The 26305-nt window shown below is 69.3% G+C and carries 27 protein-coding genes; 14 read left to right on the top strand and 13 right to left on the bottom strand.

Features of this window, described 5'->3' with window-relative positions; genetic code table 11:
• Positions 1–22: 22 nt before the first annotated feature.
• Entirely contained in the window at positions 23–682 is a 660-nt protein-coding gene (locus DMC64_RS11200; RefSeq protein WP_125733424.1) for an oxidoreductase, read from the bottom strand.
• A gap of 73 nt (positions 683–755) precedes the next feature.
• On the opposite strand from DMC64_RS11200, the gene DMC64_RS11195 reads away from it, so the two are divergent.
• The gene (locus DMC64_RS11195; protein ID WP_125733423.1) at positions 756–1604 is read left to right on the top strand and encodes a PaaX family transcriptional regulator C-terminal domain-containing protein; all 849 of its coding nucleotides are present in this window, start codon (positions 756–758) and stop codon (positions 1602–1604) included.
• An 11-nt stretch (positions 1605–1615) separates the two neighbouring features.
• Here DMC64_RS11195 and DMC64_RS11190 read toward each other — a convergent pair whose 3' ends face one another.
• Positions 1616–2014, bottom strand: coding sequence for a RidA family protein (locus DMC64_RS11190; protein WP_016337429.1), 399 nt, complete (start codon positions 2012–2014; stop codon positions 1616–1618).
• A gap of 48 nt (positions 2015–2062) precedes the next feature.
• On the opposite strand from DMC64_RS11190, the gene DMC64_RS11185 reads away from it, so the two are divergent.
• Complete coding sequence (locus tag DMC64_RS11185; protein WP_125733422.1) at positions 2063–4414, top strand: bifunctional salicylyl-CoA 5-hydroxylase/oxidoreductase; 2352 nt, start codon at positions 2063–2065, stop codon at positions 4412–4414.
• Positions 4411–5553 (top strand): acyl-CoA dehydrogenase family protein, encoded by a 1143-nt coding sequence (locus tag DMC64_RS11180; protein WP_125733421.1) that lies wholly within the window; start codon positions 4411–4413, stop codon positions 5551–5553. The genes DMC64_RS11185 and DMC64_RS11180 overlap by 4 nt, the downstream gene beginning before the upstream one ends.
• Here the strand turns inward: DMC64_RS11180 and DMC64_RS11175 are convergent.
• Together DMC64_RS11175 and DMC64_RS11170 are read right to left on the bottom strand one after the other, a co-directional pair.
• Positions 5525–6160: a DUF2306 domain-containing protein gene (locus DMC64_RS11175; protein WP_125733695.1), complete on the bottom strand. Its 636-nt coding sequence runs from the start codon at positions 6158–6160 to the stop codon at positions 5525–5527. The two genes, DMC64_RS11180 and DMC64_RS11175, sit on opposite strands and share 29 nt — an antisense overlap.
• Before the next feature lie 191 nt (positions 6161–6351).
• A complete protein-coding gene (locus DMC64_RS11170) occupies positions 6352–7740 on the bottom strand; it encodes a GH1 family beta-glucosidase (protein ID WP_125733420.1) in 1389 nt (462 codons plus the stop codon).
• 85 nt (positions 7741–7825) lie between these two features.
• Between DMC64_RS11170 and DMC64_RS11165 the strand changes: the two genes are divergently transcribed.
• Positions 7826–9073, top strand: a complete 1248-nt coding sequence (locus DMC64_RS11165) for an ROK family protein (RefSeq protein WP_199754951.1) — start codon at positions 7826–7828, stop codon at positions 9071–9073.
• A 110-nt stretch (positions 9074–9183) separates the two neighbouring features.
• A complete protein-coding gene (locus DMC64_RS11160; RefSeq protein ID WP_125733418.1) occupies positions 9184–10410 on the top strand; it encodes a glycoside hydrolase family 16 protein in 1227 nt (408 codons plus the stop codon).
• Positions 10411–10483: 73 nt separating this feature from the next.
• Here DMC64_RS11160 and DMC64_RS11155 read toward each other — a convergent pair whose 3' ends face one another.
• Positions 10484–11131 carry a GntR family transcriptional regulator gene (locus DMC64_RS11155; RefSeq protein ID WP_052121314.1) on the bottom strand — a complete coding sequence of 216 codons (648 nt, stop codon included), beginning with the start codon at positions 11129–11131 and terminating at the stop codon, positions 10484–10486.
• Positions 11132–11312: 181 nt separating this feature from the next.
• Between DMC64_RS11155 and DMC64_RS11150 the strand changes: the two genes are divergently transcribed.
• Genes DMC64_RS11150 through DMC64_RS11130 form a run of 5 tightly spaced genes read left to right on the top strand, consistent with a single transcriptional unit; the run spans position 11313 to position 15595 of the window.
• Complete coding sequence (locus tag DMC64_RS11150; protein ID WP_037347934.1) at positions 11313–12557, top strand: MFS transporter; 1245 nt, start codon at positions 11313–11315, stop codon at positions 12555–12557.
• A gap of 26 nt (positions 12558–12583) precedes the next feature.
• The gene (locus DMC64_RS11145; protein WP_125733417.1) at positions 12584–13378 is read left to right on the top strand and encodes a putative hydro-lyase; all 795 of its coding nucleotides are present in this window, start codon (positions 12584–12586) and stop codon (positions 13376–13378) included.
• Positions 13378–14136, top strand: a complete 759-nt coding sequence (locus DMC64_RS11140; RefSeq protein WP_125733416.1) for a LamB/YcsF family protein — start codon at positions 13378–13380, stop codon at positions 14134–14136. Before DMC64_RS11145 ends, DMC64_RS11140 begins: the two co-directional genes overlap by 1 nt.
• Positions 14136–14741: an allophanate hydrolase subunit 1 gene (locus DMC64_RS11135; protein ID WP_125733415.1), complete on the top strand. Its 606-nt coding sequence runs from the start codon at positions 14136–14138 to the stop codon at positions 14739–14741. The genes DMC64_RS11140 and DMC64_RS11135 overlap by 1 nt, the downstream gene beginning before the upstream one ends.
• Positions 14738–15595, top strand: a complete 858-nt coding sequence (locus tag DMC64_RS11130; RefSeq protein ID WP_125733414.1) for a biotin-dependent carboxyltransferase family protein — start codon at positions 14738–14740, stop codon at positions 15593–15595. Before DMC64_RS11135 ends, DMC64_RS11130 begins: the two co-directional genes overlap by 4 nt.
• A gap of 737 nt (positions 15596–16332) precedes the next feature.
• Here the strand turns inward: DMC64_RS11130 and DMC64_RS11125 are convergent.
• From DMC64_RS11125 to DMC64_RS11100, 7 genes are all read right to left on the bottom strand, one after another.
• The gene (locus DMC64_RS11125) at positions 16333–16971 is read right to left on the bottom strand and encodes an alpha-ketoglutarate-dependent dioxygenase AlkB (RefSeq protein WP_037347943.1); all 639 of its coding nucleotides are present in this window, start codon (positions 16969–16971) and stop codon (positions 16333–16335) included.
• Positions 16959–17096, bottom strand: coding sequence for a hypothetical protein (locus tag DMC64_RS42660; RefSeq protein ID WP_158073287.1), 138 nt, complete (start codon positions 17094–17096; stop codon positions 16959–16961). The genes DMC64_RS11125 and DMC64_RS42660 overlap by 13 nt, the downstream gene beginning before the upstream one ends.
• Positions 17097–17182: 86 nt before the next feature.
• A complete protein-coding gene (locus DMC64_RS11120; protein WP_125733413.1) occupies positions 17183–18241 on the bottom strand; it encodes a zinc-dependent alcohol dehydrogenase family protein in 1059 nt (352 codons plus the stop codon).
• 9 nt (positions 18242–18250) lie between these two features.
• On the bottom strand, positions 18251–18631 hold the full coding sequence (locus DMC64_RS11115) for a transcriptional regulator (RefSeq protein ID WP_073845209.1): 381 nt from the start codon (positions 18629–18631) through the stop codon (positions 18251–18253).
• Between the two features lie 167 nt (positions 18632–18798).
• Positions 18799–19482 carry a metal-dependent transcriptional regulator gene (locus DMC64_RS11110; RefSeq protein WP_037347949.1) on the bottom strand — a complete coding sequence of 228 codons (684 nt, stop codon included), beginning with the start codon at positions 19480–19482 and terminating at the stop codon, positions 18799–18801.
• 35 nt (positions 19483–19517) lie between these two features.
• Positions 19518–19967: a GNAT family N-acetyltransferase gene (locus DMC64_RS11105; RefSeq protein ID WP_125733412.1), complete on the bottom strand. Its 450-nt coding sequence runs from the start codon at positions 19965–19967 to the stop codon at positions 19518–19520.
• 5 nt (positions 19968–19972) lie between these two features.
• Positions 19973–21601: an amidohydrolase gene (locus tag DMC64_RS11100; RefSeq protein WP_125733411.1), complete on the bottom strand. Its 1629-nt coding sequence runs from the start codon at positions 21599–21601 to the stop codon at positions 19973–19975.
• A 47-nt stretch (positions 21602–21648) separates the two neighbouring features.
• Here DMC64_RS11100 and DMC64_RS11095 point away from each other — a divergent pair, with 47 nt between their 5' ends.
• The 4 genes from DMC64_RS11095 to DMC64_RS11080 are packed head-to-tail and all read left to right on the top strand — an operon-like array spanning position 21649 to position 24953.
• Positions 21649–22392 carry an enoyl-CoA hydratase/isomerase family protein gene (locus tag DMC64_RS11095; RefSeq protein ID WP_125733410.1) on the top strand — a complete coding sequence of 248 codons (744 nt, stop codon included), beginning with the start codon at positions 21649–21651 and terminating at the stop codon, positions 22390–22392.
• Positions 22389–23933 carry an ATP-dependent acyl-CoA ligase gene (locus tag DMC64_RS11090; protein ID WP_125733409.1) on the top strand — a complete coding sequence of 515 codons (1545 nt, stop codon included), beginning with the start codon at positions 22389–22391 and terminating at the stop codon, positions 23931–23933. The genes DMC64_RS11095 and DMC64_RS11090 overlap by 4 nt, the downstream gene beginning before the upstream one ends.
• The gene (locus tag DMC64_RS11085; RefSeq protein ID WP_125733408.1) at positions 23924–24565 is read left to right on the top strand and encodes a TetR/AcrR family transcriptional regulator; all 642 of its coding nucleotides are present in this window, start codon (positions 23924–23926) and stop codon (positions 24563–24565) included. Before DMC64_RS11090 ends, DMC64_RS11085 begins: the two co-directional genes overlap by 10 nt.
• 58 nt (positions 24566–24623) lie before the next feature.
• A complete protein-coding gene (locus DMC64_RS11080) occupies positions 24624–24953 on the top strand; it encodes a hypothetical protein (RefSeq protein WP_007028628.1) in 330 nt (109 codons plus the stop codon).
• Positions 24954–25024: 71 nt separating this feature from the next.
• Here the strand turns inward: DMC64_RS11080 and DMC64_RS11075 are convergent, their stop codons facing one another.
• On the bottom strand, positions 25025–26194 hold the full coding sequence (locus tag DMC64_RS11075; protein ID WP_037347957.1) for an acyl-CoA dehydrogenase family protein: 1170 nt from the start codon (positions 26192–26194) through the stop codon (positions 25025–25027).
• Positions 26195–26305: the final 111 nt, after the last annotated feature.

Below are 26305 nucleotides of genomic sequence, written 5' to 3'. Positions count from 1 at the left end.
TTCCAGATGACCGGGGTAAGTCTTAGCACAGCAGGGCGTCGAGAATTCCCGCGGCCACTTCCCGCGCCCGCGTTTCCCCGGGGCACTTTTTCGGCCCTGCTCCGAACGGATGCTCCGACAGGTCCACCTCGACCACCTCGCCGCCGACCCACCTCCGGGTGATCAGAACCGGCGGATCCTCACGCAGAACACGGTCGATCAGGCTTTCGGCGTCTTCACCGGGCCGATGGGCGGCCAGCGCCTTGCCGAGCAGCTTGGCCGTCGCGTCGCAGGCCTGCACCAGGAGCCCGATCCGCGCGGCCGTCCGCTCGTCGGCGGCACCGCCGCAGGCCTCGACCAGCCGCCGCATGGCTTCCTCGGCGTCGTCCCCGATTTCCGTATGCGGGTGGTAGGCGGCGGAAACCGTCGCGATGTCGCGGGAAACGTCGGGCAGGCCGAGTTCCGTGGCCAGTACGGCGACCGGAACCCGCTCCACCTCGTCCCGCATCACCTTGGCGAGCGCGAAAGCCTTGTCCCGCAAAGATCCCATCGGCGCCAGTTCGGTGAGCACGAGCGCCCGCCGCCGCGCGTGGTCCTCCGGGCGGCTGAACCGGGCGACGTTCGCGCGCAACCACCGGACGCCGCCCGGTTCGACGTCCTGGGGCACCGGCGGAACGGGGGCTTCGATCAGGGGATTCTCCATACCGTGACGCTAAGTGCGGAACGCTTCGGTCACGGCCGAAACATGAGCTCATCACCGTTGTTATGGTGACCGGGTGACGGCCGTGTCGGAGGCAACCGAAGTCGACGGCGCGGGGCGAACGGCGCAACCGCGCCAGCTGATCGTGACCGTGTACGGCCTCTACTCGCGCGGCGAGGGCGGCTGGCTCTCCGTCCGTTCCCTGATCGACCTGCTGGCCGGTGTGGACGTCGAGGAACCGGCCGTCCGGTCGTCGATCTCCCGGCTGAAGCGGCGCGGGATCCTGTCCGCGGTGCGCCGCGACGGGGCCGCCGGGTACGAGCTTTCCAAGACCGCGCTGGCGATCCTGCGCGAAGGCGACGAGCGGATCTTCCGCCGCGAACGCGCCACCCCGGGCGACGGCTGGCTGCTCGCGGTGTTCTCCGTCCCGGAGGCCGAACGGCACAAAAGGCACGTTCTGCGCACGCAACTGGCCCGGCTCGGTTTCGGGACCGCGTCGTCCGGCGTCTGGATCGCGCCCGCGCATCTGCGGGACGCGACGTCCGACATGCTCCGGCGGCTCGAACTCGAGGGCTACGCCGATCTCTTCCACGCCGAGCACCTCGCGTTCGGCGACGTGCGGGAGAAGATCCGCGAGTGGTGGGACCTCGACCAGCTCGAAGCGCTGTACACCGCCTTCGTCGACGAGCACGCGGCCGCGCTCCGGCGGTGGCAGCGGCGCAAGACCACGGACGAGGCCGAAGCGTTCGCGGATTACGTCCGGGTGCTGACCGACTGGCGGCGGCTGCCGTACCTCGACCCTGGCCTGCCCGCCGAACTGCTGCCGCCGGGCTGGGCCGGGATCCGGGCCGCCGATCTGTTCTTCACGCTGCACTCGCGGCTGGGCGAGGCCGCGGCCGCGCACGTCTCGCGCACACTGCCCTAAACGACACTGCCTTAGACGACCGCGAAGCCCTGCACCTCGACCAGCGCTTCCACGTCCCAAAGCCGGCTGACACCGATCCCCGCCATCGCGGGGTACTCGCTCCCCGCGAGCCGCTTCCACACCGCGCCGATCTCGCGCGCGTGGGCCCGGTAGTCGTCCATGTCGACGATGTAGATGGTCACGCTGCACAGGTCCGACGGCTTCCCGCCCGCCGCGCGCAACGCGGTGAGCAGATTGGACAGCGCGCGTTCGAACTGCTCGACCACACCGTCGCCGACGATGCGGTTCTCCTCGTCCAACGCCGTCTGACCGGCGAGGAAGACGAACCGGCCACTCGCCGCGACGGCGTGCGAGAAGCCGGAGGGGCGGCCGAGCTCGGGCGGGTTGATGCGCTCCATACGGGTCAGCATATCCCGTATCGTTGACGGTCGTACATACCGCGACATACCCTGAGCGACGTGCGTATCGCGGTGTTAGGCGGCGGCCCGGCGGGGCTCTACTTCGCCACGCTGGCGAAACAGCTCCATCCCGATCACGAGATCACCGTCTGGGAGCGCAACGCGCCCGACGACACCTTCGGGTTCGGGGTGGTGTTCTCCGACGAGACACTCGGCGGCATCGAGCACGCCGATCCGGTGATCCACGCGGCCATGCGCCGGGAGTTCGCGCGCTGGGACGACATCGACGTCCACTTCCGCGGCACGGTGCACACCTCCGGCGGGCACGGGTTCGCCGCGATGAGCCGCAAACGGCTGCTCGGCATCCTTCAGGAACGCTGCGCGGAGCTCGGCGTCGACGTCCGGTTCCGCACCGAGGCGCCGAGCGCGGCCGAGGCGAGCGCCGAATACGACCTCGTCGTCGCGGCGGACGGCGTCAACTCGCCGACCCGCTCCGCCCTCGCCGACAGCTTCCGGCCGAGCATCCAGACCCGGCGCTGCAAGTACATCTGGCTCGGCACGGATCTCGTCTTCGACGCCTTCAAGTTCCACGTCCTGGAAACCCCGCACGGGATCATGCAGATCCACGGCTACCCGTACAGCGACACCGCGAGCACGTTCATCCTCGAACTGCACGAGGACGTCTGGCAGCGCGCGTTCGGCGAGATCGCTGCGACGTCACTCGCGCCGGGCGAGAGCGACGAGAAGTCGATCGAGGTCATCCGCGAGCTGTGCGCGGACGTCCTCGGCGACCACCAGGTGTTCGCCAACAACTCGAAGTGGACCGCCTTCGCCACCGTGCGCTGCGCGAGCTGGCGGCACGAGAACGTCGTCCTGCTCGGCGACGCCGCGCACACCGCGCATTTCTCCATCGGTTCCGGCACGAAACTCGCCATGGAGGACGCCCTCGCGCTCGCCGCCTGCCTGCACGAACAGTCCGATATGGACAGTGCTTTGCAGGCCTACGAGGCGGAACGAAGGCCGGTCGTCACCTCGACCCAGCGTGCCGCGCAGGCGAGTCTCGAATGGTTCGAGAATCTGGGCCAGTACACCCATCAGGATCCGGCGCAGTTCGCGTTCAACATCCTCACCCGCAGCCGCCGTGTCACCTACGACAACCTCCGGCTGCGCGATCCCGAGTTCGCCGCGGAGCTGGACACCTGGTTCGCGTCCACTTTGGACACCGAAGTCCGGCCGCCGATGTTCCAGCCGTTCCGCATCGGGAACCTGGACCTGCCGAACCGCGTCGTCGTCTCGCCGATGGACATGTACTCCTCCGAAGACGGCGTCCCGACCGACTTCCACCTGGTACATCTGGGAAGCAAGGCGCTCGGCGGCGCCGGCCTGGTGATGACGGAAATGGTCTGCGTCTCCGAGACCGGCCGGATCACCCCGGGTTGCGGCGGCCTGTACACCGAGGAACAAGAGCGAGCGTGGAAGCGGGTCACCGATTTCGTCCACGGGCACTCGCCCGCGCGGATCGGGGTCCAGCTCGGCCATTCCGGGCGCAAGGGCTCCACGAAACTGATGTGGGACGGCATCGACCAGCCGCTCCCCGAAGGCAACTGGGAGATCTGCGCCCCGTCCGCGATCCCGTACAGCGAAGCGAACCAGACCCCGCGCGAACTCACGAAGGCCGAACTGGACGGCATCCGCGACCAGTTCGCCCACGCCACGGCCGCCGCCGCGCGCGCCGGGTTCGACCTTCTCGAACTGCACTGCGCGCACGGCTACCTGCTGTCGTCGTTCCTGTCCCCGCTGACCAACCGGCGCACCGACGACTACGGCGGCTCGCTGCAGAACAGGTTGCGCTTCCCGCTCGAAGTCTTCGACGCCGTCCGTGCGGCGTGGCCTGCCGAGCGGCCGATGACGGTCCGCATCTCCGCGACCGACTGGTACGACGGCGGAATCGACGTCGACGATGCCGTCGAGATCGCCCGCGCGTTCGCCGAGCACGGCGCCGACGGCATCGACGTGTCGACCGGGCAGGTCGTCAGCGAGGAGAAACCCGAGTACGGCCGCAGCTATCAGACGCCGTACGCCGACCGGATCCGCAACGAGATCGGCCGCGAGTACGGAGTCGCGGTGATCGCCGTCGGCGCGATCTCCTCCTACGACGACGTCAACTCGCTGATCCTCGCGGGCCGCGCGGATCTGTGCGCCCTCGGCAGAACCCACCTTTACGATCCACAGTGGACGTTGCACGCCGCCGCCGAGCAGGGCTACCCGATGCCGTGGCCGAAGCAGTTCGCGGCGGGCAGCCGGAAACCGCAGGGCGGCCGCACCGACGGGCCGAAACCACGGCTGGAACTGCTGCGCTCGGGGGAACCCGGCACCGCGCACGCCCGCTGGCGACCTGGGAGCGACCGATGACCGCCTTCGCCTTGAGCCCCGAACAGCAGTCTTTCGCCGAAGAAGTCCGTCGGCTGGGTGCCGAAAAACTCCGCCCCCTGGCCGAATCCGGCACCGAAGGCGCGGTCAACCGGCCACTGCTCAAGGAAATGGGCGCGCTCGGCCTGCTCGCCCGGCTCTTCCCCGGGGTCGACGGCGGCAGCCCGAGCCGGGAGGCCGCCGCGACGGATCTCTGCATCCTGCGGGAATCTCTCGCGAGCCAAAGCACCGAAGCCGAGACTGCGTTGGCACTGCAGGGTTTGGGCACGTACCCGGTGCTGCAATCCGGGCAGGACTCACAGGTCGCGAAATGGGTCCCCGCCGTGGCCGCGGGCGACGCCGTGGCCGCCTTCGCGCTCACCGAGCCGAACGCGGGTTCGGACGCGGCCGCGCTGGAACTCGCCGCCGAGCCCGACGGCGACGGCTGGCGGCTCACCGGCGAGAAGATGTGGATCTCCAACGCCCCCGAGGCCGACTTCTACAGCGTTTTCGCCCGCACCACCCCGGAAGCGGGATCGCGCGGGGTCTCCGCGTTCGTCGTCCCCGCCGATCGAGCCGGGCTGACGGGCGAGCATCTCGACCTCGTCAGCCCGCATCCCATCGGCACCCTGGTCTTCGACGGCGTCCGCGTCGAACGCGACGAACTGCTCGGCGAACAGGACCGCGGCTTCGGCGTGGCGATGCGGACACTGGACCTGTTCCGGCCGAGTGTCGGCGCGTTCGCCGTCGGGATGGCGCAGGCCGCGCTCGACGCCGCCGTCGCCCATGCCCAGACCCGGGTGGCGTTCGGCGGGCCGCTACTGAAACAGCAGACCGTGGCGCACACCCTCGCCGAAATGGCGACCCGCACCGAAGCTTCGCGCCTGCTCGTCTACGCCGCGGCCGCCGCGTACGACGCGGGCGAGCGCAACATCGCCGGCCGGGCCGCGATGGCGAAACTGTTCGCCACCGAGACCGCGCAGTACGTCGTCGATGCGGCCGTGCAGATCCACGGCGCCCGGGCGCTGCGGCGAGGGCATCTGCTCGAACACCTCTACCGCGAGGTCCGGGCGCCGCGGATCTACGAAGGCGCGTCCGAAGTGCAGCGCACGATCATCGCGCGATCGCTGGCTTCTTCCTAGCCGGACGCCGGTCGAGGTGCCACTGCGTGGCGAGCAGGACCAGCGTCGGGCTCAGCCAGGCGGTGATCGCCGAAACCGACTGCAGGTAGGCCAGTCCGCTGCCGCCGAACGTGGTCGGGATCAGCGGTTCCAGCGTGATCATCGCGATCGGCCCGACCACCCGGCTGACGATGATCGACATGGTCAGCGCGAAACTGCGGACCATCCAGCGGCGGTGGTCGGCGAACCGGCGCTGCCGTGCCGCGCGCCAGCCGGCGAACGTGCACGCCAGCCACAGCACCCCGGCCACGACGTTGGCCACCCGCGTCGTCGGGCCGAACGGGCTCAGCGCGCCGACGGTCAGGGCCATCACTCCGGCCGGGAGCACCCCGGCGAAGACGTACACGCGGCCGAGTTTCCGGTGCACCGCCGGATACTTCGCCCGGAACCACGGCCAGATCTGGAGCAGCGCGGAGATCATCGCGATCGAGCCGAACAGCACGTGCGCCGAGAGGAACCAGTAGTGCGAGGTGAACCCCGGCGGCTGCGGCACCCGCGACTGCGACGGGTCCAGCGACAGATACGGCGGCATCGAAAAGGCCAGGAACACCACGACGATGACGGCCATCGGCCCGACCCAGGGCCTTCGCCACCACGGTTTCCGTGGCGCCGTCTCCGGCTGGTCACGTCGTTCTAGCCTGACGGTCATCACTGTCCCCCACGTTTCCCGGTCCCGGCAACAACTTCCGTTGCCGAACCTAGAACGCCGAGCCATCGGGAAGAATGGAGCGGGCCGCCGGTTCGATGGTGGAGCAGGCCCTACCGCCGGCTGCCGCGCACCCGGTGGACGACGTCGCGATAGGCCAGCCCGCTCTGCTTGATCGTCCGCGCCTGCGTCTCCCGGTCGACCCGGACGAGGCCGAGCCGTTTCGCGTAACCGTACGCCCATTCGAAACTGTCCAAAAAGGACCAGGCGAAGTAGCCGCGCACGTCCGCGCCCGCCTGCCGCGCGGCGGCGGTGGCGGCGATATGCGCGGACAGGTACGCGGCGCGGTCGTCGTCGCGGACGAACCCCGTCTCGTCGGGGACGTCGGCGAACGCGGCGCCGTTTTCGGTGACGTACAGCGGCAAGCCCGGGTAGTCCCGGCCGATGCGGACGAGCAGTTCGGTGAGCTTGTGCGGCAGGATCTCCCAGCCCAGCGCCGTCGACGGTGCCCCGAACGGGACCTTACGGAACGCGGGCAAGCCGAAATGCTCCACCGCGTCCCCGTTCTCCTCCACGCCGGAATACCGCGTCCCGAAGTAGTAGTCGACGCCGAGGAAATCGAGCGGTGCCGCGATGATCGACGGATCCCACGGCTCGGACGGCAGGCGGATGCCCTGACGCGCGAGGGTCTCGAGGACGTCCTCCGGGTACCGGCCGTGCACGAGCGCGTCGAGGTAGAACCGCGTCCCGAGCCCGTCTTCGAAGCGGGCGGCTTCGCGATCGGCCTCGCTGGGCGTTTCCGGGTCGGCGGTGCTCAGGTTGAGCGTGATCCCGAACTTCGTGCCGGGCTTCGCGAGTTCCCGCATCCGCCGCACGGCGAGACCGTGGCCGAGCAGCAGGTGATGCGCCGCCGCCATCCCCGCCTTCGCGTCCCGGCGGCCGGGCGCCATCACGCCGTGGACGTACCCGTGCATGGCCGTGCACCACGGCTCGCTCAGCGTGGTCCAGTGGCGGACACGATCGCCGAGCCGCTCGAACACGAGCATCGCGTAATCGGCGAACCGGACGGCGGTGTCGCGCGCGGGCCAGCCACCCGCGTCTTCGAGGTGCTGGGGCAGATCCCAGTGGTACAGCGTCAGCCAGGGATCGATGCCCGTGTTGAGCAGTTCGTCGACCAGCCGGTCGTAGAAGGCGATCCCGGCGGGGTTGACGCCGCCGCGTCCGCGCGGCTGAACGCGGGGCCAGGAGACGGAGAACCGGTAGGTGTCGACGCCGAGTTCCTTGAGCAGCGCGATGTCGGCGGGCATCCGGTGGTAGTGGTCGCAGGCGATCTCGCCGGTGTCACCGTTGTCGACCGACCACGGCGACTGGGCCCAGGTGTCCCAAATGGACGGTGTTCGTCCGTCTTCGGCGACCGCGCCTTCGATCTGGTACGCCGAGCTGCCGACCCCCCACCGGAAGTCCGGCGGCAAGGAGCCGATGAGCTCGTCCTCCCCCGTCATGACCCTCTTCCCGCCTTATTTCACCAGTTGATACATGGCGGAGGCTAAGGTCGTGGGGCATCCTGGAAAGGTCCGCCGCCATAAGATGGGTATCCGCATGCCTGCCAAGCGCACCACCGTCCGTGACCTGCGGCGGCACAACCGTTCCCTCCTCCTGTCGAAACTCTACTTCGACGGCCCGCTCAGCCGCCACGAATTGAGCGGTCTGACGGGTTTGAGCGCCGCGACCGTCAGCAACGTGACCGCCGAACTCGGCGAAGAACGCCTCATCGTCGAGGCCGGCCTGGTCGAATCCGACGGCGGCAGGCCGCGCGTCCTGCTCCGCGTCGATCCGGCGTACGGCCATGTCGCGGGCGTCGACATCGGCGAGACCGGGGTGAAGGTCGAACTGTTCGACCTCACCATGAACCGGCTCGCCACCGTCGAGCATCCCCTCGCCTCCCGGCGCCCGGACGCGGCCGCGGCGGTCACCCAGGTGGCGTCCGGACTCCGGGAAGTGATCGCGGAATCGGGGATCGACGAGGCGACCGTGCTCGGTGTCGGCGTCGGCGTGCCCGGCACCGTCCAGCAAGGTGAGGCGCTCCGCGTGCACGCGCCCACCATCGGCTGGAAAGAGGTCCCGCTCACCGACCTCCTGCGCGCGGAGGGTGTCGAGCTGCCGCTGTTCGTCGACAACGGCGCGAAAACCCAAGGCCAGGGCGAAATGTGGTTCGGCGCCGGCCGTGGCGCCCGGCACGCGGTGATCGCGCTGATCGGCTCCGGCGTCGGCGCGGCCGTGGTCACCGACGGCACCACGTATCGGGGTTCCACCAGCAGCGCGGGCGAATGGGGCCACACGACGATCGTCTACGGCGGGCAGGAATGCCGCTGCGGAGCGCGCGGCTGCCTGGAGTCCTACGTCGGCGCGGAGGGCGTCCTCGCCCGCTATCGCAAGGCGCGCGGCGGAAAGACGGCGTCCGACGAGGACGAGCAGACGCAGTTCGCGGCCCTGCTGGAGTCGGCGGCCAAGGCCAAGGCCGCGGCCAAGGTGCTGGAAGAGACCGCCGGCTACCTCGGCGCCGGAATCGGGAACCTGATCAATCTGTTCAACCCGGAGCGGATCGTGCTGGGCGGCTGGGCGGGGCTCGCGCTCGGCGAGCACTACCTCCCCGAGATCCGGCGCGTGGCGAGCGAGCACGCGCTGGCGCACGTGTTCGACCAGACCGAGATCGAACTCGGGCAGCTGGGGCCGGACGCCGTCGCCATAGGAGCCGCCACCCTCCCGGTCGCCGCCCTCCTTGAGCAGGGTGCGGACCCGCGGACGGCCGGATCGAAGCGGGGTACCGCCGCCTGACCTTAATTCGAGGTCGAAAAATACGTCTTGTCGCAGTGGTTGAGACCATGCATACTTTGTTGCCAGGCACAACAAAGTGGTTTTTCCGCCTGCGAAGAGAGGCGACAACGATGTCCATCTCCTCCCGCTTCCGCTGGGCGGCGTTCCTCGCCGCCGGCGTTCTCCTCGGCTCACTCCCGGCCACCACGCAGACCCCGGCCGCCGAGGCCGCGGTCATGGCCGCGACCTTCACCGACGACTTCAACGGACCCGCCGGCGCGGGTGTCGACACCTCGAAATGGCATTTCGAGACCGGCGACAACGTGAACAACCACGAGCGGCAGTGGTACACGTCCGGGACGAACAACGCGGCGCTCGACGGCCAGGGCAATCTGGTCATCACCGCGAAGAAGGAGAACCCGGGCAACTACAACTGCTGGTACGGGCGCTGTGAGTACACCTCGGCGCGACTGTCGACGCAGGGCCAGTTCACCCAGACCTACGGCCGGTTCGAAGCGCGGATGAAACTGCCGCGCGGACAAGGGATGTGGCCCGCGTTCTGGATGCTCGGCGCCGACATCGGCAACGTCGGCTGGCCCAACAGCGGCGAGATCGACATCATGGAGAACGTCGGCTTCGAGCCGAACACGGTGCACGGCACCCTCCACGGCCCCGGTTACTCCGGCGCGGGCGGCATCGGCGCGGCCTACAACGGCCCGAACTTCTCCGACGACTTCCACACCTACGCCGTCGACTGGGCGCCGAACCAGATCAAGTGGTACGTGGACGGAAACCTTTACCAGACCCGTACTCCCGCCGATCTCAACGGCAATCGGTGGGTGTTCGACCATCCCTTCTACCTGATCCTGAACCTCGCCGTCGGCGGCTATTGGCCGGGTGACCCGAATTCGAGCACCGTCTTCCCTCAGCGGCTCGTGGTCGACTACGTGCACGTCAACTCCAGCGACACCGCCGGGCGGACCGGGCGGATCACCGGCATCGGCGGCAAATGCGTCGACGTCGCCGGGGCGAACACCGCCAACGGCACCCCGATCCAGATCACCGACTGCAACGGGAACGCCGCGCAGAACTGGACCATCGGCGGCGACGGCACGATCCGCGCGCTCGGCAAGTGCATGGACGTCTCCGGCGGCGGGACCGCGGACGGCACGGCCGTGCAACTGTGGGACTGCAACGGAACCGGCGCGCAGAAATGGACGATCAGCGGCGCGCGCGACATCGTGAACCCGCAGGCGAACAAATGCCTGGACGCCACCGGGAACAGCTCGGCGAACGGAACCAGACTCCAGATCTGGACCTGCGGCGGTGGCGCGAACCAGAAGTGGGTCACCCCCTAGCATCCCCACGCGTTTCGTCCTCTGAATGCGGTGGTTCGCATCCCGAACTACCGCATTCAGAGGACGAAATGCGTCAGGGGGAGCGCTCGGCGTAGGCCTCGACGAGCTGGTTTTCGGCGTCGGTGAGGTACTGCGCGAGGAGCTTCTCGGCGCCGAGGCCGTCGCCGGCCTCGAGGCGTTCGAGGATCTCCGCGTTGCGCTTGAGGTACGGCTCGTGGAAGCGCCGCGGGTCGGCCATCATGTGGAACACCAGCCGCAGCTCGGCCAGGATGCCGCGCATCAGCTCGTCGATCCGCTCGCTGCCGCTCAGTGCGGCGAGCGCCGAATGGAACCGGATGTTCGCGGTGCCGAGGTCCTGCCAGCGCTCACTCCGTTCGGCGAGCTTGCCGTCCTCGACCAGTCGCGCGAGCTTCGCGAACGTCGGCGGCTTCTCCGTCACCGCCCGCACCGCCGAGCACTCGACGACCTTGCGCACCTTGTAGAGGTCGACGACGTCCTCGACGGGCAGCACCCGCACGAAAACGCCGCGGTTGAGCTCATGGGTCAGCAGACGTTCGTGCGTGAGCAGCCGGAACGCCTCGCGCAGCGTGTTGCGGGAGACGCCGAGCGCCGAGCCGATGTCGTGCTCCGAGAGCCGGACGCCGGGCAGGAAGAACCCTTCCGCGATGCGCGTGCGGAGGACGCCCGCCACTCTTTCGGCCGTACTGGTGCGGCTCACCATGCCGCGATCCGCTTCGAGTCCTTGAACCGAGGCAGGACCACCCTCCGCGATCGTCACGTGACCGATCCTAACCGGCTACAAGAGGCCCAGCCAAGGATCCTCTTGTGGAATTGTTGAACAATACCTACAGTGGCTTCCCATGTGACCCGTGCCACGATGGGATCCACCTCTGGAGGTGCCGATGGACGCGACAGCCACTACCGAAGACACACGCCCCTTCGCCTGGTTCCGCACGCTCGGTTCGCGAGGCCGCCGGGCCTTCGTCGGCGCGTTCGGCGGATACGGGCTCGACTCGTTCGACTACCAGACCCTCCCGCTGGGCCTGGCCGCGATCACCGCCTACTACGGCCTCTCCGGCGGCGAGGCGGGTCTGCTCGGCACCACGACGCTGGTGGTCTCGGCGATCGGCGGGATCGGCGCGGGCGTCCTGGCCGACCGCATCGGCCGGGTCCGCACCCTCCAGATCACCATCGCGATGTACACGGTCTTCACCGTGCTCTGCGGGTTCGCGCCGAACTTCGAGACGCTCCTGATCTTCCGCGCCCTGCAGGGCCTGGGCTTCGGTGGCGAATGGGCCGCCGGCGCCGCGCTGGTGGCGGAGTACTCGCAGGCGAAGTACCGCGGCCGGACCGTCGCCTTCGTGCAGAGCGCGTGGGCGGTCGGCTGGGCGCTGTCCGTCGTCGTCTACACGGTGGTCTTCAGCATCTGGAGCCCGGACGTCGCGTGGCGCGTCATGTTCTGGACCGGCGTCATCCCGGCGCTGCTGGTGCTGTGGGTCCGCCGCAACGTCCAGGACGCGCCCGTCGCCGAAGCGGCCCGCGCCACGAAGAAGGAACGCGGTTCGCTGGCGGGGATCTTCAAGCCCGACCTGCTGCGCACGACGTTCTTCGCCGCGCTGCTCGCCACCGGTGTCCAGGGCGGTTACTACACGCTCGCGACCTGGCTGCCGAGCTACCTGAAGACCACCCGAGGCCTCACCGTCATCGGCACCGGCGGCTATCTCGCGTTCCTGATCTCCGGCGCCTTCATCGGGTACGTCACCGGCGGCTATCTCACGGATCTCCTGGGCCGTAAGAAGACTTTCCTGTTGTTCTCGGTGCTGTCGGCGGGCCTCATCGTCGCTTACACACAGATCCCGGCGGGCGCGAACACGCTCGTGCTGTTCCTCGGCTTCCCGCTCGGGTTCTCGATGTCCGCGATCTTCAGCGGGTTCGGCGCCTTCCTCGCGGAGCTGTACCCGTCGGCGCTGCGCGGGACCGGGCAGGGTTTCACCTACAACCTCGGCCGGGCCATCGGCGCGACGTTCCCCGCCGTGGTCGGTTTCCTCGGCGCGGGCGGCGCGATGGTGTTCGGCGCGGTCGGCTACGGGATCGCCGTACTGGCGCTGCTCGGCCTGCCCGAGACTCGCGGCCGCGAACTGCTGTGACCACAATCGGAAGAGGAGGCACCGCGATGACCACCTTCGACGACCCGGCGACGTTGTCCCCCGCCGAGGCCCGCGCCCTGTTCCGCGCGGGCACGGCCCGCCCGACCACCGGCTGGGCGAACGGCTTCACCCAGACCAACCTGATCGCCGTCCCCGAGGACTGGGCCTACGACGTCCTGCTGTTCTGCCAGCGGAACCCGCAGCCCTGCCCGGTGCTCGACGTCAGCGATCCCGGCGATCCGTCGACCCGGCTGGCGCCGGGCGCGGACCTGCGCACCGACCTGCCGCGCTACCGCGTCTGGCAGAACGGCGCGCTGGCGGGCGAGCTCGCGGACGCGACCGGATTGTGGCGCAGCGACATGGTCACGTTCTCGATCGGCTGCAGTTTCACCTTCGAGTCGGCGTTGGCCGCGGAGGGCATCCCGCTGCGGCACGTCGAGCAGGGCCGCAACGTGGCGATGTACGTGACGAACCGCGAATGCGTCCCGGCCGGACGGCTGCACGGGCCGATGGTGGTCTCGATGCGGCAGATCCCCGAAGACCGCGTGGACGACGCCGTGCGCATCACCCGCGGGATGCCTGCCGTGCACGGTGCGCCGGTGCACATCGGCGACCCCGCCGCACTCGGCATCGCCGATCTCGGCAAACCGGATTTCGGCGACCCGGTCGACGCGGCCCCCGGCGACGTGCCGGTGTTCTGGGCGTGCGGCGTGACCCCGCAGGCGGCGTTGATGGCCTCGCGGCCGCCGTTCGCGATCACGCACGCGCCGGGCTACATGTTCGTGACCGACAAGCTCGACAGTGAGTTCAGGGTGGCCTGATGGATCTCAACAGTGACCTGGGCGAAGGGTTCGGCGCCTGGAAGATGGGCGACGACGACGCCATGCTCGACATCGTCACCAGCGCGAACGTCGCCTGCGGCTTCCACGCCGGCGACCCGTCGGTGATGCGGCGGGTCTGCGAGCGCGCGGCGGAACGGGGCGTCGTCATCGGCGCCCACGTCGCCTACCGCGATCTGGCGGGCTTCGGGCGGCGGGCGATGGACGTCGCCCCCGCCGATCTGGCCGACGACGTGCTCTACCAGATCGGCGCGCTCGACGCGTTCGCCCGCGCGGCGGGAACGAGCGTGCGGTACGTGAAACCGCACGGGGCGCTGTACAACACGGCGGCGGTCGATCCGGAGCAGGCGGCCGCCGTGGTCGAGGCGATCCGGCGGTTCCGTCCCGGGCTCGCGCTGCTGTGCCCGCCGGGGTCGGAAATGGCCAAGCAGGCGGAAAAGGCCGGATTCCCCGCGTACGCCGAGGCGTTCGCGGACCGCGCGTACACCCCCGAAGGCCTTCTCGTCTCCCGGAAACTGCCGGGTGCCGTGCTCCACGACGCCGACGAGGTCGCCTCCCGGGCGGTCACGATGGCGACCACCGGCAAGGTCGTCGCCGACGACGGGACCGAGCTGGCGCTCCAACCGCATTCGTTGTGCGTGCACGGCGATACCCCCGGCGCCGTCGAACTGGCGCGCCGGATCCGCGCGGGACTCGACGCCTCCGGTGTCCACATCGGATCGTTCATCGAGGCCGCCTGATGCGAGTGCTGCCCTATGGGGCGCGTGCGGCCATGGTCGACTTCGACGATCCGTCGGAGGTACTCGGGCTGCACGCGTCACTGGAGCAGGATCCGCCGGACGGCGTCCTCGAACTGGTCCCGGCCGCGCGGACCCTGCTCATCCGGTTCGACCCCGGCCGCACCCACCACGACCGGCTCGCCGAAGACGTCCTCCACCGGTCCACAGTGGACACGAAACCGCGCGAGGCCGCCGAGATCGTCGTGCCGGTGCACTACGACGGCCCGGACCTGGCCGACGTCGCGGCCGCCTCCGGCATGTCCGCGGAGGCCGTCGTGCGGCGGCACGAGGACGGGACCTACGTCTCGGCGTTCTGCGGTTTCGCCCCGGGTTTCGCCTATCTGACCGGGCTCGACCCCGCGCTGCACCTGCCGCGCCGGACGAGCCCGCGCACCCGGGTGCCCGCCGGCTCGGTCGCGATCGCGGGCGAGTACACGGCGGTGTACCCGAACGCCTCACCCGGCGGCTGGCACCTGATCGGGCGCACCACGCTGCCGGTGTGGGACGTCGAACGGCAGCCGCCGAACCTGCTGACACCGGGCACCAGGATCCGGTTCACTTCATGACCGCGAAGATCGAAGTGCTCCGGCCAGGCGTTTTCACCACCGTGCAGGATCTCGGGCGACCAGGGCTGGCCGCGATCGGCGTCGGCCGGTCCGGCGCCGCCGATCGCGGCTCGCTGCGACTGGCGAACCGGCTGGTCGGCAACCCCGAGAGCCACGCGGCCCTGGAATGCGTCCTGGGCGGCCTCGCCCTCCGGTTCTCGGCTCCGGCCACCGTCGCGGTCACCGGCGCGCCGTGCTCGATCACCGTCGGCACACGGGCTTTCGGCCCCGGCTCACCGATCCCGGTCGGCCCCGGCGAGGAACTCGTCCTCGGGATGGCTTCCCACGGTTTGCGTTGCTATGTCGCCGTGCGCGGCGGCGTCGACGTTCCCGCGGTGCTGGGCGCGCGGGCGACCGACACACTGGGCAAACTCGGCCCGCCCGCGCTCTCGGCCGGGATGACCTTGCCGGTGGGACAGCGGGTGTCGCCCCACCCCGGCGTGGATCTCGCTCCTCGCGCGCCCTTGCCGGACGTCCCGGTCCTACGAGTGACTCCGGGGCCTCGGCTTTCGTGGTTCGTTCCCGACGCACTGTCCACTTTGGTCTCCACGGGTTACGTCGCCACCGCCGACGTCGACCGGGTGGGTGTGCGACTGGACGGTCCCGTGCTGGCGCGGGACCGTGGTGGCGAACTGCCGCCCGAGGCCGCCGTGCCCGGAGCGTTGCAGGTACCTCCCTCGGGGCAGCCGATCCTGTTCCTGGCCGACCACCCGGTGACCGGGGGCTATCCGGTGATCGCGGTGGTGGAGGAAGCGGATTTGGATCTGGCCGCGCAGGTGCGGCCGGGGCAGCGGGTGCTCTTCCGCCTCTCGTGAGTGGTAAGGCAAACGACACGCACCCCGACCATTCAGCTCGCCAATGAGGCAAGCCGGAGGGGTAGTGAAGGCCTCCTTCCCTACCGTCAAGGTCAGGACCCCGGCAAAGTCGCATAAGCGCCGGTCGGTGCCAGGAGGCTTGAACGGACGATGTCCATAAAGGACACCAGATGGCAGGAGAATGTCCGTTTCATGCTTATACGCACGGTTCACGATTAGGGTCGTGAGTGGTAAAGAGGGTTCTAACGCTCTTTACCACTCACGACCCCTCGGAAAAACGACCAAATCGGGCACGATTATCTCGATAAGTGTCCTCTTTGGACAGCCAAGGCCACCATGACGAGCCCCTCCGTCGCCCAGTTGACCAGTGAATAGACGACTTTGCCGGAACCCTGGCCGAACATCCGATGATGGCGGTGGCGGAGGAATCGGATCTGGATCTGGCCGCGCAGGTGCGGCCGGGGTAGCGGGTGCGGTTCCGCCTCTCATGAGCGGTAAGGACGGTTCTGACCACGGGTGTCTTGGCTACCCACCGGCTTCCGGCTTACGGTCCGTGGAGGTGCTGGAGGTGTGTCGCGAAAGCCACTTTCGGGACATCAGATGTCGCGAAAGTGGCTTTCGCGACATGATCGCCAGGGGGGTACCGGGCCCGGCCACGGCCGACGTTGCGAAAGCCACTTTCGCAACCTTCAACGTTGCGAAAGTGGCTTTCGCAACCCCGAGCAAGGCCGGCCCCACTAACCGTCCTTACCACTCACGAGGCCCGAAACCCGCAAAGTGATGTTCAACCGCCCCACCAGACCCAGCGCCGGATCGGCCGTCCCCGGCAGCACCCGGGGCACCCCGTGGAAGGCCAGCCGCGACTCCCCGCCGAACACGAACAGATCCCCCGAGCGCAGATCCACATCCGTGTAGGGCCGCCCGCGATCGGTCGTGTTCCCGAACCGGAAGACGCAGGCGTCACCGAGACTCAACGACACCACGGGCTCCAGCGAAGCCTCGTCCTTGTCCTGATGCTGCCCCATTTTCGCGGCGGAGTCGTAGAAGTTCACCAGCGCGATGTCCGGCTCGTACGGCGTCGGGCCATAAGCGGCCGAAACCGCCTGTCGCCCCAAGTCCCCCAGCCACGAAGGAAAAGGAAGCACCGGAGAGCCGTCGTCGGTCACCTTCGCGTACCGGTACGGATGCCAGTGCCAGCCGAGACAGACCGTCCGCACCGACATGACGCCGCCGTTCGGCAGCCGCGTCCGCCGGTAACCGCGCCAGCCGCGGCAGGCTTCGACCAGGCGTCGTTGCCCGTCGAGGTCGAGCCAGTCCGGGACATGTACCGCGCCGGGCGCAACCTCGGTCCGCGGGCGAGGGATCAGCGCGTCCACACGTCGAGTCTGCCAGGGCGCGCGCCGATGATCCGGTGGCCCCGCACCATGACACCGGCAGTGGTGAACCAGCGCAGCACGCGACGGCCGAATCGTGGCCCCACCGGGGCATCCATGACTGTCACGGCCAAGCAAGCTGCCACAAAGCGGCCGCGGAAGCCACCTTTCGGACTACTCCGATCGGCCGGTTGACCGCAGTGCGTTCACCCGGTCACTGTGCGAATTCGACCACGGTCACCCCGGCCCGCGCGGGCACCGGATCGTTCATCTCCGCGAGCACCGCGGGGACGTCGTCGAGGCCGACCCGCTTGCCGATCATGCCTTCGAGGTCGATCCCGGCCGTCTCCACCACCCGCAGCATCTCGGGGTACTCGTGCGCCTGCAGGCCGTGGATGCCGACGATCTCCAGTTCCCCGCCGATCACCCGGTGCATCGGGATCGGCGCGATGCCCTGCGCGGGCGGCATCAGACCGGCCTGGACGTGCCGTCCGCGTTTGCGGAGGCTCCCGATCGAGGCGGCGCAGGTGGTCGGCGAGCCGAGGCAGTCGAGCGAGACGTGCGCGCCGCCGCCGGTCAGCTCCCGGACGCGCGCTGAGACCGCCTCGTGCCCCTCGAACGCCGAGGGATCGACGACCAAAGCGGCGCCCATCCGCGAAGCCAGCGCCCTGGCGTGCGGAGACGGGTCGACGGCGACGACGGACGCTCCGGCCGCGACGGCCAGCAGGATCGACGAGACGCCGACGCCACCGCAGCCGTAGACCGCGACCCACTGACCCGGCCGGACCCCGCCCTGGCGCAGCACGGCCCGGAACGCCGTCCCGAACCGGCAACCCAGCGCCGCCGCCTCGGCCGCGGACAGGGAGTCCGGGAGCGCGACGAGATTGACCTCGGCGTTTTCGATGGCCACGTACTCGGCGAACGAACCCCAGTGGGTCGCGCCCGGCTGGAACTCGCGGTCACAGATCTGCTGGTCACCGGCGGCGCACTGGGCACAGGTGCCGCACGCGCAGACGAACGGCACGGTCACCCGGTCGCCCGCCGACCAGCCCCGGACGCCCTCGCCGAGCGACGCGATCCGGCCGGCGAGTTCGTGCCCGGCGACGTGCGGCAGCTTCACCGACGTGTCATGCCCCTGCCAGGAGTGCCAGTCGCTGCGGCAAACCCCGGTCGCCTCGACGGCGATCACCACCCCGCCCGGCGGCGCGACCGGATCCGGCACCTCGCGTACCTCGGGCAGCACCCCGAACTCCTCGAAGACGACCGCCCGCACTCGCGCTCCCTAAGTGTCCCGGCCTCTCTGCATCACGAGGCCCTCGCCGGGCACCGTACATCGGGCCGCCCGCCCGCGCGGCGGCCCGAGAAGCCGCGACAGCGACTCCGGCGGCACCCCGAGGACCTCCTCGAGATTCTTGAGCACCAGCAGGGATTCCGGCCGCTCGGGACGGCAACGCCCCGACTGCCAATGGCTCAGTGTCGCGAGGCTGACCGAACACCCCCGTCCTCTCAGCCGGTACCGGATCCGATCGAGCCCGAGGCCCCTCGCCCTGATCGCCGCCCTGAGGGCGTCCGCGAACGGCCCCGTCTCCAAAAGCCGCCTGAGTTCACGTCCTTCCGCCACCCCCCGGTCGATGGTGTGTGTCCGCTGACCGGTCATCTTCATCGCCTTCGCACGCTCGCTAGCCACCCGGAAATGCGCAGCCTAGGCGGGGGGACACATGATCGGAAGGGCCTTAGATCACCTATCGGCGCGGCAGGCGGGTGACGTAATTATGCAGAGACGTAGGAAAATTCCCACCCCGGCGGATATCGGTCCACAATGGACACGATTCAGCGCAGGGCGACCGACAGGGCTTGCGCGATCTCCTTGCCGATCGCGTGTGTCGCCGCGTCGGGCGGCGAGCCGACCTTGACCACCATGGGGCCGCCGAACGGCTGGCGCTCGACGACCTCGATCCGTTCGCCGAGGCCGATCGAATGCTCGGTCAGGTAGCGCAGGAGTTCCGGATCGGTGTCCCAGACGCGGACGATCTCGCCGACCGCGCCCGGCGGGAGGTCGTCGAGGATGCGCATCGGCATCTCCTCGACGCTGCCGTCGGGGGCGGGGATGGGGTCGCCGTGCGGGTCGCGCATCGGGTTGCCGAGCTTCGCCGCGATCCGCTCGACGAGCCGGTCCGACACCGCGTGTTCGAGCGCGTCCGCCTCCGAGTGCACCTCGTCCCAGGTGTAGCCGAGTTCGGACACCAGGTAGGTCTCGATCAGCCGGTGGCGGCGGAGCACCGAGCGGGCCAGCAGCCTGCCCTCGGTGGTCAGCTCGATGCCGCGGTACGGGACGTGCGCGACCAGCCCCAGCTGGGACAGTTTGGTGACCATGCCGGACGCCGACGACGGGCTGACCTCCAGCCGTCCGGCCAGCGACGTGTTGGTGACGGCCTCGCCGCGCTCCACCAGCCCGTAGATCACCCGGACGTAGTCCTCCACGGACGACGACCTGCGACTTGCCCCTTCACCCATGACTGCGAGTTTACGGCTTGCCGCCCGGTCGCGGATCACCCAGCGTGCGGCCGCCAGCGGTACCGGATCCAGCCGGGGACGGGTTCGGCGCCGAGCTGGGCGTAGAACGCCTCGCCCTTCTCGTTGCCCTCCTGCATGTCCCATTCGACCCGGCCGGGGGTCCGCGCGCTCAGCTCTTCGAGCAGCTCCCGGCCGAGGCCGAAACGCCGGTGCTCAGGGCGCACGAAGAGGTCGTCGAGCCAGATCCCTGGCCGCGCCTCCCAGGTGGAGAAGTTCCAGCTGCAGAAGGCGAAGCCGGCGACCTTGCCCGGCTCACCCGGCGGGGTGGCGAGCAGCACCCATGCCTTCGGATCGGGCCCGAAGAGGAACCCGGCCATCTCCTGCCTGTCGAGCTTCAGATCGTGTTTGTCCTCGTAGACGGCGTGCTCCTCGATGAGCGCGCAGATCTCCTCGATGTCGTCCGCGACCGCGTCCCGCACCGGCATGGGTCTCAGCTCCGTTCGTAGACGATGTCGCCGCCGACCGCGGTGGCGACGACGTGGATCGAATCCAAAGTGGACTCGTCGGTCGGATCGGCCGAGAGGACGGCGAAGTCCGCGAGCTTGCCGACCTCCAGCGTGCCCAGGTCCTTCTCGGCGAAAGCGGCGTACGCGGATCCGTAGGTGTACGCGCGCAGGGCTTCGGCGGGGGTGAGCCGCTCATCGGGACCCAGCACGACCCCGGACGCGGTCTTCCGCCGCACCATGTCGGCCAGCGCGAGCAGCGGCGCGCCCTCGACGACCGGGCGGTCCGAGCTGGCGGGCAGCACGCATCCCGCGTCCAGCAGGCTCTTGAGCCGGTAGCACCACGGCTCGCGTTCGGGGCCGAGGGCGGCCCGCATCCCGTCGCCGATCTCGTTGACGAACCGGCCCTGCGGGGAGGCGATCAGCCCCAGCGACGCCAGCCTCTTCAGCTCCTCGGGCCGCAGCACCGCGCAGTGCTCGATGCGGTGCCGGTGGCCGGGACGCGGATCGGCCTTCAACGCGGCTTCGTAGGCGTCGAGGACGACGGTGATCGCGCGGTCGCCGATGGCGTGCGTCGCGATCTGCCAGCCGGCCTTGTGCGCGGCGGCGATCGTCCGCGCGATCTCGTCCTCGGGCACCTGGAAGTAGCCGACGTTGTCCGTTTCGCCGGCGAACGGCTCGTGCATCGCGCAGGTGCGGCCGATCAGCGAGCCGTCGGCGAACAGCTTCATCGCGCCGATCCGCAGCCATTCGTCGCCGAAGCCGGTACGCATCCCCAGGTCCAAGCCGTACAGCGCTGATGGCTCCTCGGCGGGAAAGCGTGCCTCGGAGCGAGCCCCCGCATCGAGGTCGTGGAGCACGCTCGCCGCGACCATCACCGTGCTCCGCACCCGCAGCACGCCGCGTTCGCGCGCCAGCTGGTACGCGGCGAGCTCGGCGGGGGTCTCCCCCACGAGACCCCCGCCGATCCCGGCCTCCTGGACACTCGTGATGCCCTCGGCCAGGTAGCGCTCGCTCGCCCGGTCCAGCCCGCGGACGACCCGCTCGACCGGCGTCGGATAGGTCAGCGGTCGCAGCATGAGCTGGGCCTGTTCCCGCAGCAGCCCGGTCGGCGAACCGTCCTCGTCGCGGACGACGTCACCGCCGACGGGCACGTCGCCCAGGTCCAGTCGCTCCAGCACCGCGGAGTTGACCACGGTCATATGCCCGGACGTGTGCTTGAGCCGCACGAGGTGCCCGGGGGCGGCCCGGTCGAGACCCTGCCTCGTCGGATGACCGCCGACGAGCTTGTTCTGGTCGTAGCCGCTGCCGATGATCCAGCCGCCCGGCGGGGTCTCGGCCGCGCGCCGTGCGACGGCGTCGTACACCTCGTCGACGCTGCGGCAATCCGAAAGGGCGACGTCGTCGAGCGCCATACCGAACCAGGCCATGTGGTTGTGCGCGTCGTGGAAGCCGGGTACCACCACCGAGCCGCCGAGATCCACTCGCCGCTTTGCGGAAAGCGCGGCCGCATCGTGGCCTAACGCCACAATCCGTCCGTTCAGCGCGGCAAGCGTTACGGATTCCCCCGTTCCGGTGAGGAATCGGGCGTTCTCGTAGACCGTGTCGACCCGCATGATTTCGACTCTATCGATCGATCGATCGGTCGTCTAGGCTCGGCGTCATGAGCACCGTGGACTACGCACTCGACGACGGAATCGCTGTGATCTGGCTGAACCGCCCCGAACGGCTGAACGCGGTGGTCGCCGAACTGGTCGACGACCTGCTGGAGGCGCTCGACGCGGCCGCCAAGTCGGACGCGCGCGCCGTCGTGCTCGCCGGTCGCGGACGCGCCTTCTGCGCCGGTCACGACCTCAAAGAGCCCACCCCAGAGGGTGATTCACGCCCGCGACTCGACCGGCTACAGGACGTGACACGGCGCCTTCGCGGCCTCCGCCAGCCGGTCATCGCCGCCGTCCACGGCTACGCGATCGGCGCGGGCGCGGAGTTCGCGATGGGCTGCGACCTGATCCTCGCCGCCGAAGACGCGGCGTTCGCCTTCCCCGAGGTCTCCCTGGGCCTGAGCGTCACGGGTGCGGCGTCGCGGTTGCTGCCCCTGCTGGTCGGCCCGCTGAAGGCCAAGGAACTCCTCCTGCTGGGCGAACGCGTGAGCGGCACCGAGGCCTACGAACTCGGCCTGGTCAACGCCGCCGTACCCGCCGACGACCTGATGGACACCGCGCTCGCGTGGGCGGCCAAGATCGCCTCCCACCCGGCCGCCGCGGCCACGATGGCCAAACGCGCCCTCGATTCCGGCATCGACAGCTCGCTCGAAGCCGCGCTCGAACTCGAAGTCAGCCACGCGCTGATCACCGAACACTCCGCCGAGGTCGCCGCTTCGTCCGAGGCATTCCGGAGCCGGTCATGACTTCGCTCGCCGGGATCGACACCCTCTCCGGCCTGACCACGAGGGCCGCCGCGCTCTGGCCGGACAAGACGGCGTGGATCTTCGACGCCACCGGGGAAAGCCTCACCTTCGCCGACGTCGACGCACGCAGCACTGAGTACGCCCGCGCACTGCTCGACCTCGGCGTGACACCGGGCGACCGGGTCGCGGTGATGCTGCGCAACCAGCCCGAATTCCCGTTGCTGTGGCTGGCCTTGGCCAAGATCGGCGGCGTGCTCGTCCCGGTCAATACCGGATACCGCGAGTTCGACGGCGCCCATGTACTGCGCCATTCCGGCGCCCGGTTCGCCGTCGCCGCCGAGGAGTTCCTGGAGCTGCTGAACAAGATCGCGCCGGAGACCTCGCTGGAACGGGTGCTCACGCCCGGCGAACTCACCGGCTCCGGAAGTGTCCCGAAGTTCGGGAGCGAAGGCGAACGCCCGGTCAACATCCAGTACACGTCGGGCACCACGGGCGCGCCCAAGGGCTGCGTGTTGCCGAACAGGTATTGGACGACACTGGCGATCAGCCTGGCCACCGACTTCCCGGCGGTCGGCGCGGACGACGTCATCCTGACCGCGCAACCGTTCCACTACATCGATCCACAGTGGAACGTGGCGCTGGGGCTCGCGGGCGGCGCGACCCTGGTGGTGCTCGACCGTTTCCACCCGTCGACGTTCTGGGAGAAGGTCCGCGAACACGGGGTCACCTGGTTCTATTGCCTCGGACTGATGCCCACCCTTCTGCTGCGCCAGCCGGAAAGCGAGCTCGACAAGGCACACCAGGTCCGCGCGATCTGCGCTTCGGCCATCCCGCGTGACCTGCACGCCGCGCTCGAAGCACGCTGGGGCGCACCGTGGTTCGAGGCCTTCGGCATGACCGAGACCGGCGGCGACATCCGGATGTACCCGGCGGATCACGAGGAGACCGTCGGCACCGGCTGCCTCGGCAGGCCGGCGCCCACCCGCGAGGTGATGATCGCGGACGCGGACGGGAAACCGCTGCCGCGCGGGGAAACCGGAGAGCTGCTGATCCGCGGGGTCGGTCTGATGCACGGCTACCACGACGACCCCGAAGCGACCAGGCGCGCTTTCGACGGCGGCTGGTTCCACACCGGCGACCTGGCCACAATGGACGACCAAGGCCGCGTGTACTACGTGGGCCGCACCAAGGACATGATCCGCCGCAGCGGGGAGAACATCTCCGCCGACGAGGTCGAGCGGGCGCTGCAGCTGCATCCCGCGGTCAAGCTCGCCGCCGTCATCGCGGTGCCGGACGACATCCGCGGCGAAGAGGTCAAGGCGTACCTCGTCCTCGACGAGAACGAGGGGCACCGGTGCGAACCGGCCGAGCTGGCGGAGTTCTGTTCGGCGAAGCTGGCCTACTTCAAGGTCCCCCGGTTCTGGACCATCGTCACGGAACTGCCGATGACACCGTCGGAACGGGTCGCGAAGGGCGAGCTCAAGAAGGCGGAAGACCTCCGCGCCGGTTCGTGGGACAGGACCACCGGAACATGGTTGTGACCACCCGTGAGCGGGTCCGGCAGGCGGCGGTGAAACTGTTCGCCGCCAAGGGGTTCCACGGCACCGGCATCCGGGATCTGGCCCAGGAGGCGGAGCTGTCGTCCGCCAGCCTGTACCACTACATGGGCACCAAAGAGGACCTGCTGGTCGCCATCATGAACGAGTCGCTGCGGCGCCTGCTCGACGCGGCCGAGCAGGCGACCGCCGGGCTCACCGATCCCGTGTCACGGCTCGGATCCCTGGTGGCGCTGCACGTGCTCGCGCACGCCATCCAGCCGGATGACACCCGGGTGGTCGACAACGAGGTCCACGCGCTCACCCCCGGCGCCAGGGCAGGAGTGGTGGGGCTGCGCGACGCCTACGAAAAGCTGTGGGCGGACGCCATCGAAGACGGTGTCGCGGCCGGCGTCTTCCACACCGATCAGCCGTCGGTCACCCGGCTCGCGCTGGTGGAGATGTGCAGCGGGGTCGCGCGCTGGTATTCGCCGAAGGGGCCGCTCACCCTGGATCAGCTGGCCGCCCATTACGCCGGATTGGCGCTCCGGGCGCTCGCCTGCGATCGGCAGCTGGACGTCACAGCGTTGCAAAACTGCCGTGAAGTGGTCTCAGGAGTGTGGCGAGTGCCCGTTTAGCGGCGACTTTAGGTCTGTACGCCTTGCTCAGACGGCTTCTCTGGGGGACGCTCGAAGGGTGACTGAGCAAACGATCCAACTCGAACTGGACGACTCGGGTCTCTCGCCGGCGTTGCCGGTGCCTTCGAACCCCCGTGATCAGGTGCAGGACGTCCCCTACCGCCCGGTGGGCTTCCGCGACGACGACCTGCCCACGGCGCTCGAACGGTGCGCGACATGGCTACGCCAGGCTCAGGAGTGGCTCGGGGAACCGGTCGATGTGCTGGCCGTCCATCTCGACTATGACGACCGCAAGGGTTCGCCCTACTACGACGTGAAACTGCTCTGCAACGAGGAGGACCTGGCCGGGGTCCCGATCGCGATGCGGAACCAGAAGGAAGAAGACTAGGGCCGACGCGATGAACGGGCCGTTCCTTGCGAAATCTGCGAGGAACGGCCCGTTCATCGCACGGGCGAGCGTCAGCCCAGCGTGCCGCCGACCTTGACGTGCCCCTTGAGCAGGTTGCGCGCGATGGTCCGGCGCTGGATCTCGTCGGTGCCCTCGTAGATCCGCAGCAGCCGCAGTTCGCGGTACCACCGCTCGACCGGCAGTTCCCGCGTGTAGCCCATTCCGCCGTGGATCTGCAGGACGCGGTCGACGATCTCGTTCGCCTTCACCCCGCCGTACAGCTTCGCCATCGACTGCGCGTGCCGCGAGTCCAGCTTCTGGTCGACCTGCCAGGCGGCGTGCAGCACCAGCCAGCGCAGCGCCTCCAGCTCGGTACCGGAATCCGCGATCATCCACTGGATGGCCTGGCGCTCGGCGATCTTCTGCCCGAACGTCTCCCGCGTGTTGGCGTGCTCGATGGCCATCGAGATCAGCCGCTCGCAGGAGCCGATGGCGCGGGCGGGCAGCAGGTAGCGGCCCGCCCCGATCCACTGCATGGCCAGGTCGAACCCGTGGCCGAGCTCGCCGAGGATCTGCGTCTCCGGCACGCGGACGTCCTCGAAGACCAGCGCCGCCGGACCCCATTCGCCCATGGTGTCGATGTATTCGGACTTCCAGCCCGCGTCACGGTCGACGAGGAAGCAGGTGACGCCGCCGTTCGCGCCCTTCTCCGGATCGGTGATCGCGAAGACCATCACGAAGTCGGCCTCGTTACCGCCGGTGATGAAGGTCTTCTCGCCGTTGATGACCCAGTCGGTGCCGTCCTTGCGGGCGGAGGTCCGGATGGCCTTGGCGTCCGAACCCGCACCGGGTTCGGTGATCGCGAAGCACGATTTGCGCTCGCCGGAGATCGTCGGGAGCAGGTAGCGCTCCTTCTGCTCGTCGTTGGCGTAGTACAGGATGTTGTCCGCGGCGCCGCCGAAGCGGAACGGCACGAAAGTGCGGCCGAGTTCGGCCTCCAGCAGCGCGGTCATCACCGCGGACAGGCCCATGCCGCCGTACTCCTCCGGCGTCTGCACACCCCAGAACCCGGACTCCTTGGCCTTCAGCTGCAGCTCGCGCAGCTCGTCGGCGGTCAGGCCGGGCTGACCGGCGCGTTCGCGGCGCAGCACCTCCTGCTCACGCGGCATGAGGTCGCGCTGGACGAACGTGCGGACCCAGTCGCGCACCTCGCGTTCCTCGACGCTCAGAGAGAAATCCATGGTCAGCCCGCTCCTGTTCGACAGTGACTAAGCGCTCGCTTAGCTCAGCGTACCGCTTCGGTTGTCGTTAGCCGAGGAGTTGTCATAAGTTTTCGCAACCTGTTCCCGTCT

This window comes from Amycolatopsis sp. WAC 04197 (assembly GCF_003947475.1).
GTDB classification, from domain to species: Bacteria; Actinomycetota; Actinomycetes; order Mycobacteriales; family Pseudonocardiaceae; genus Amycolatopsis; species Amycolatopsis japonica.
The sequence above is the reverse complement of the archived record's forward strand: the minus strand, read 5'-3'. Positions and strand labels throughout refer to the sequence as shown.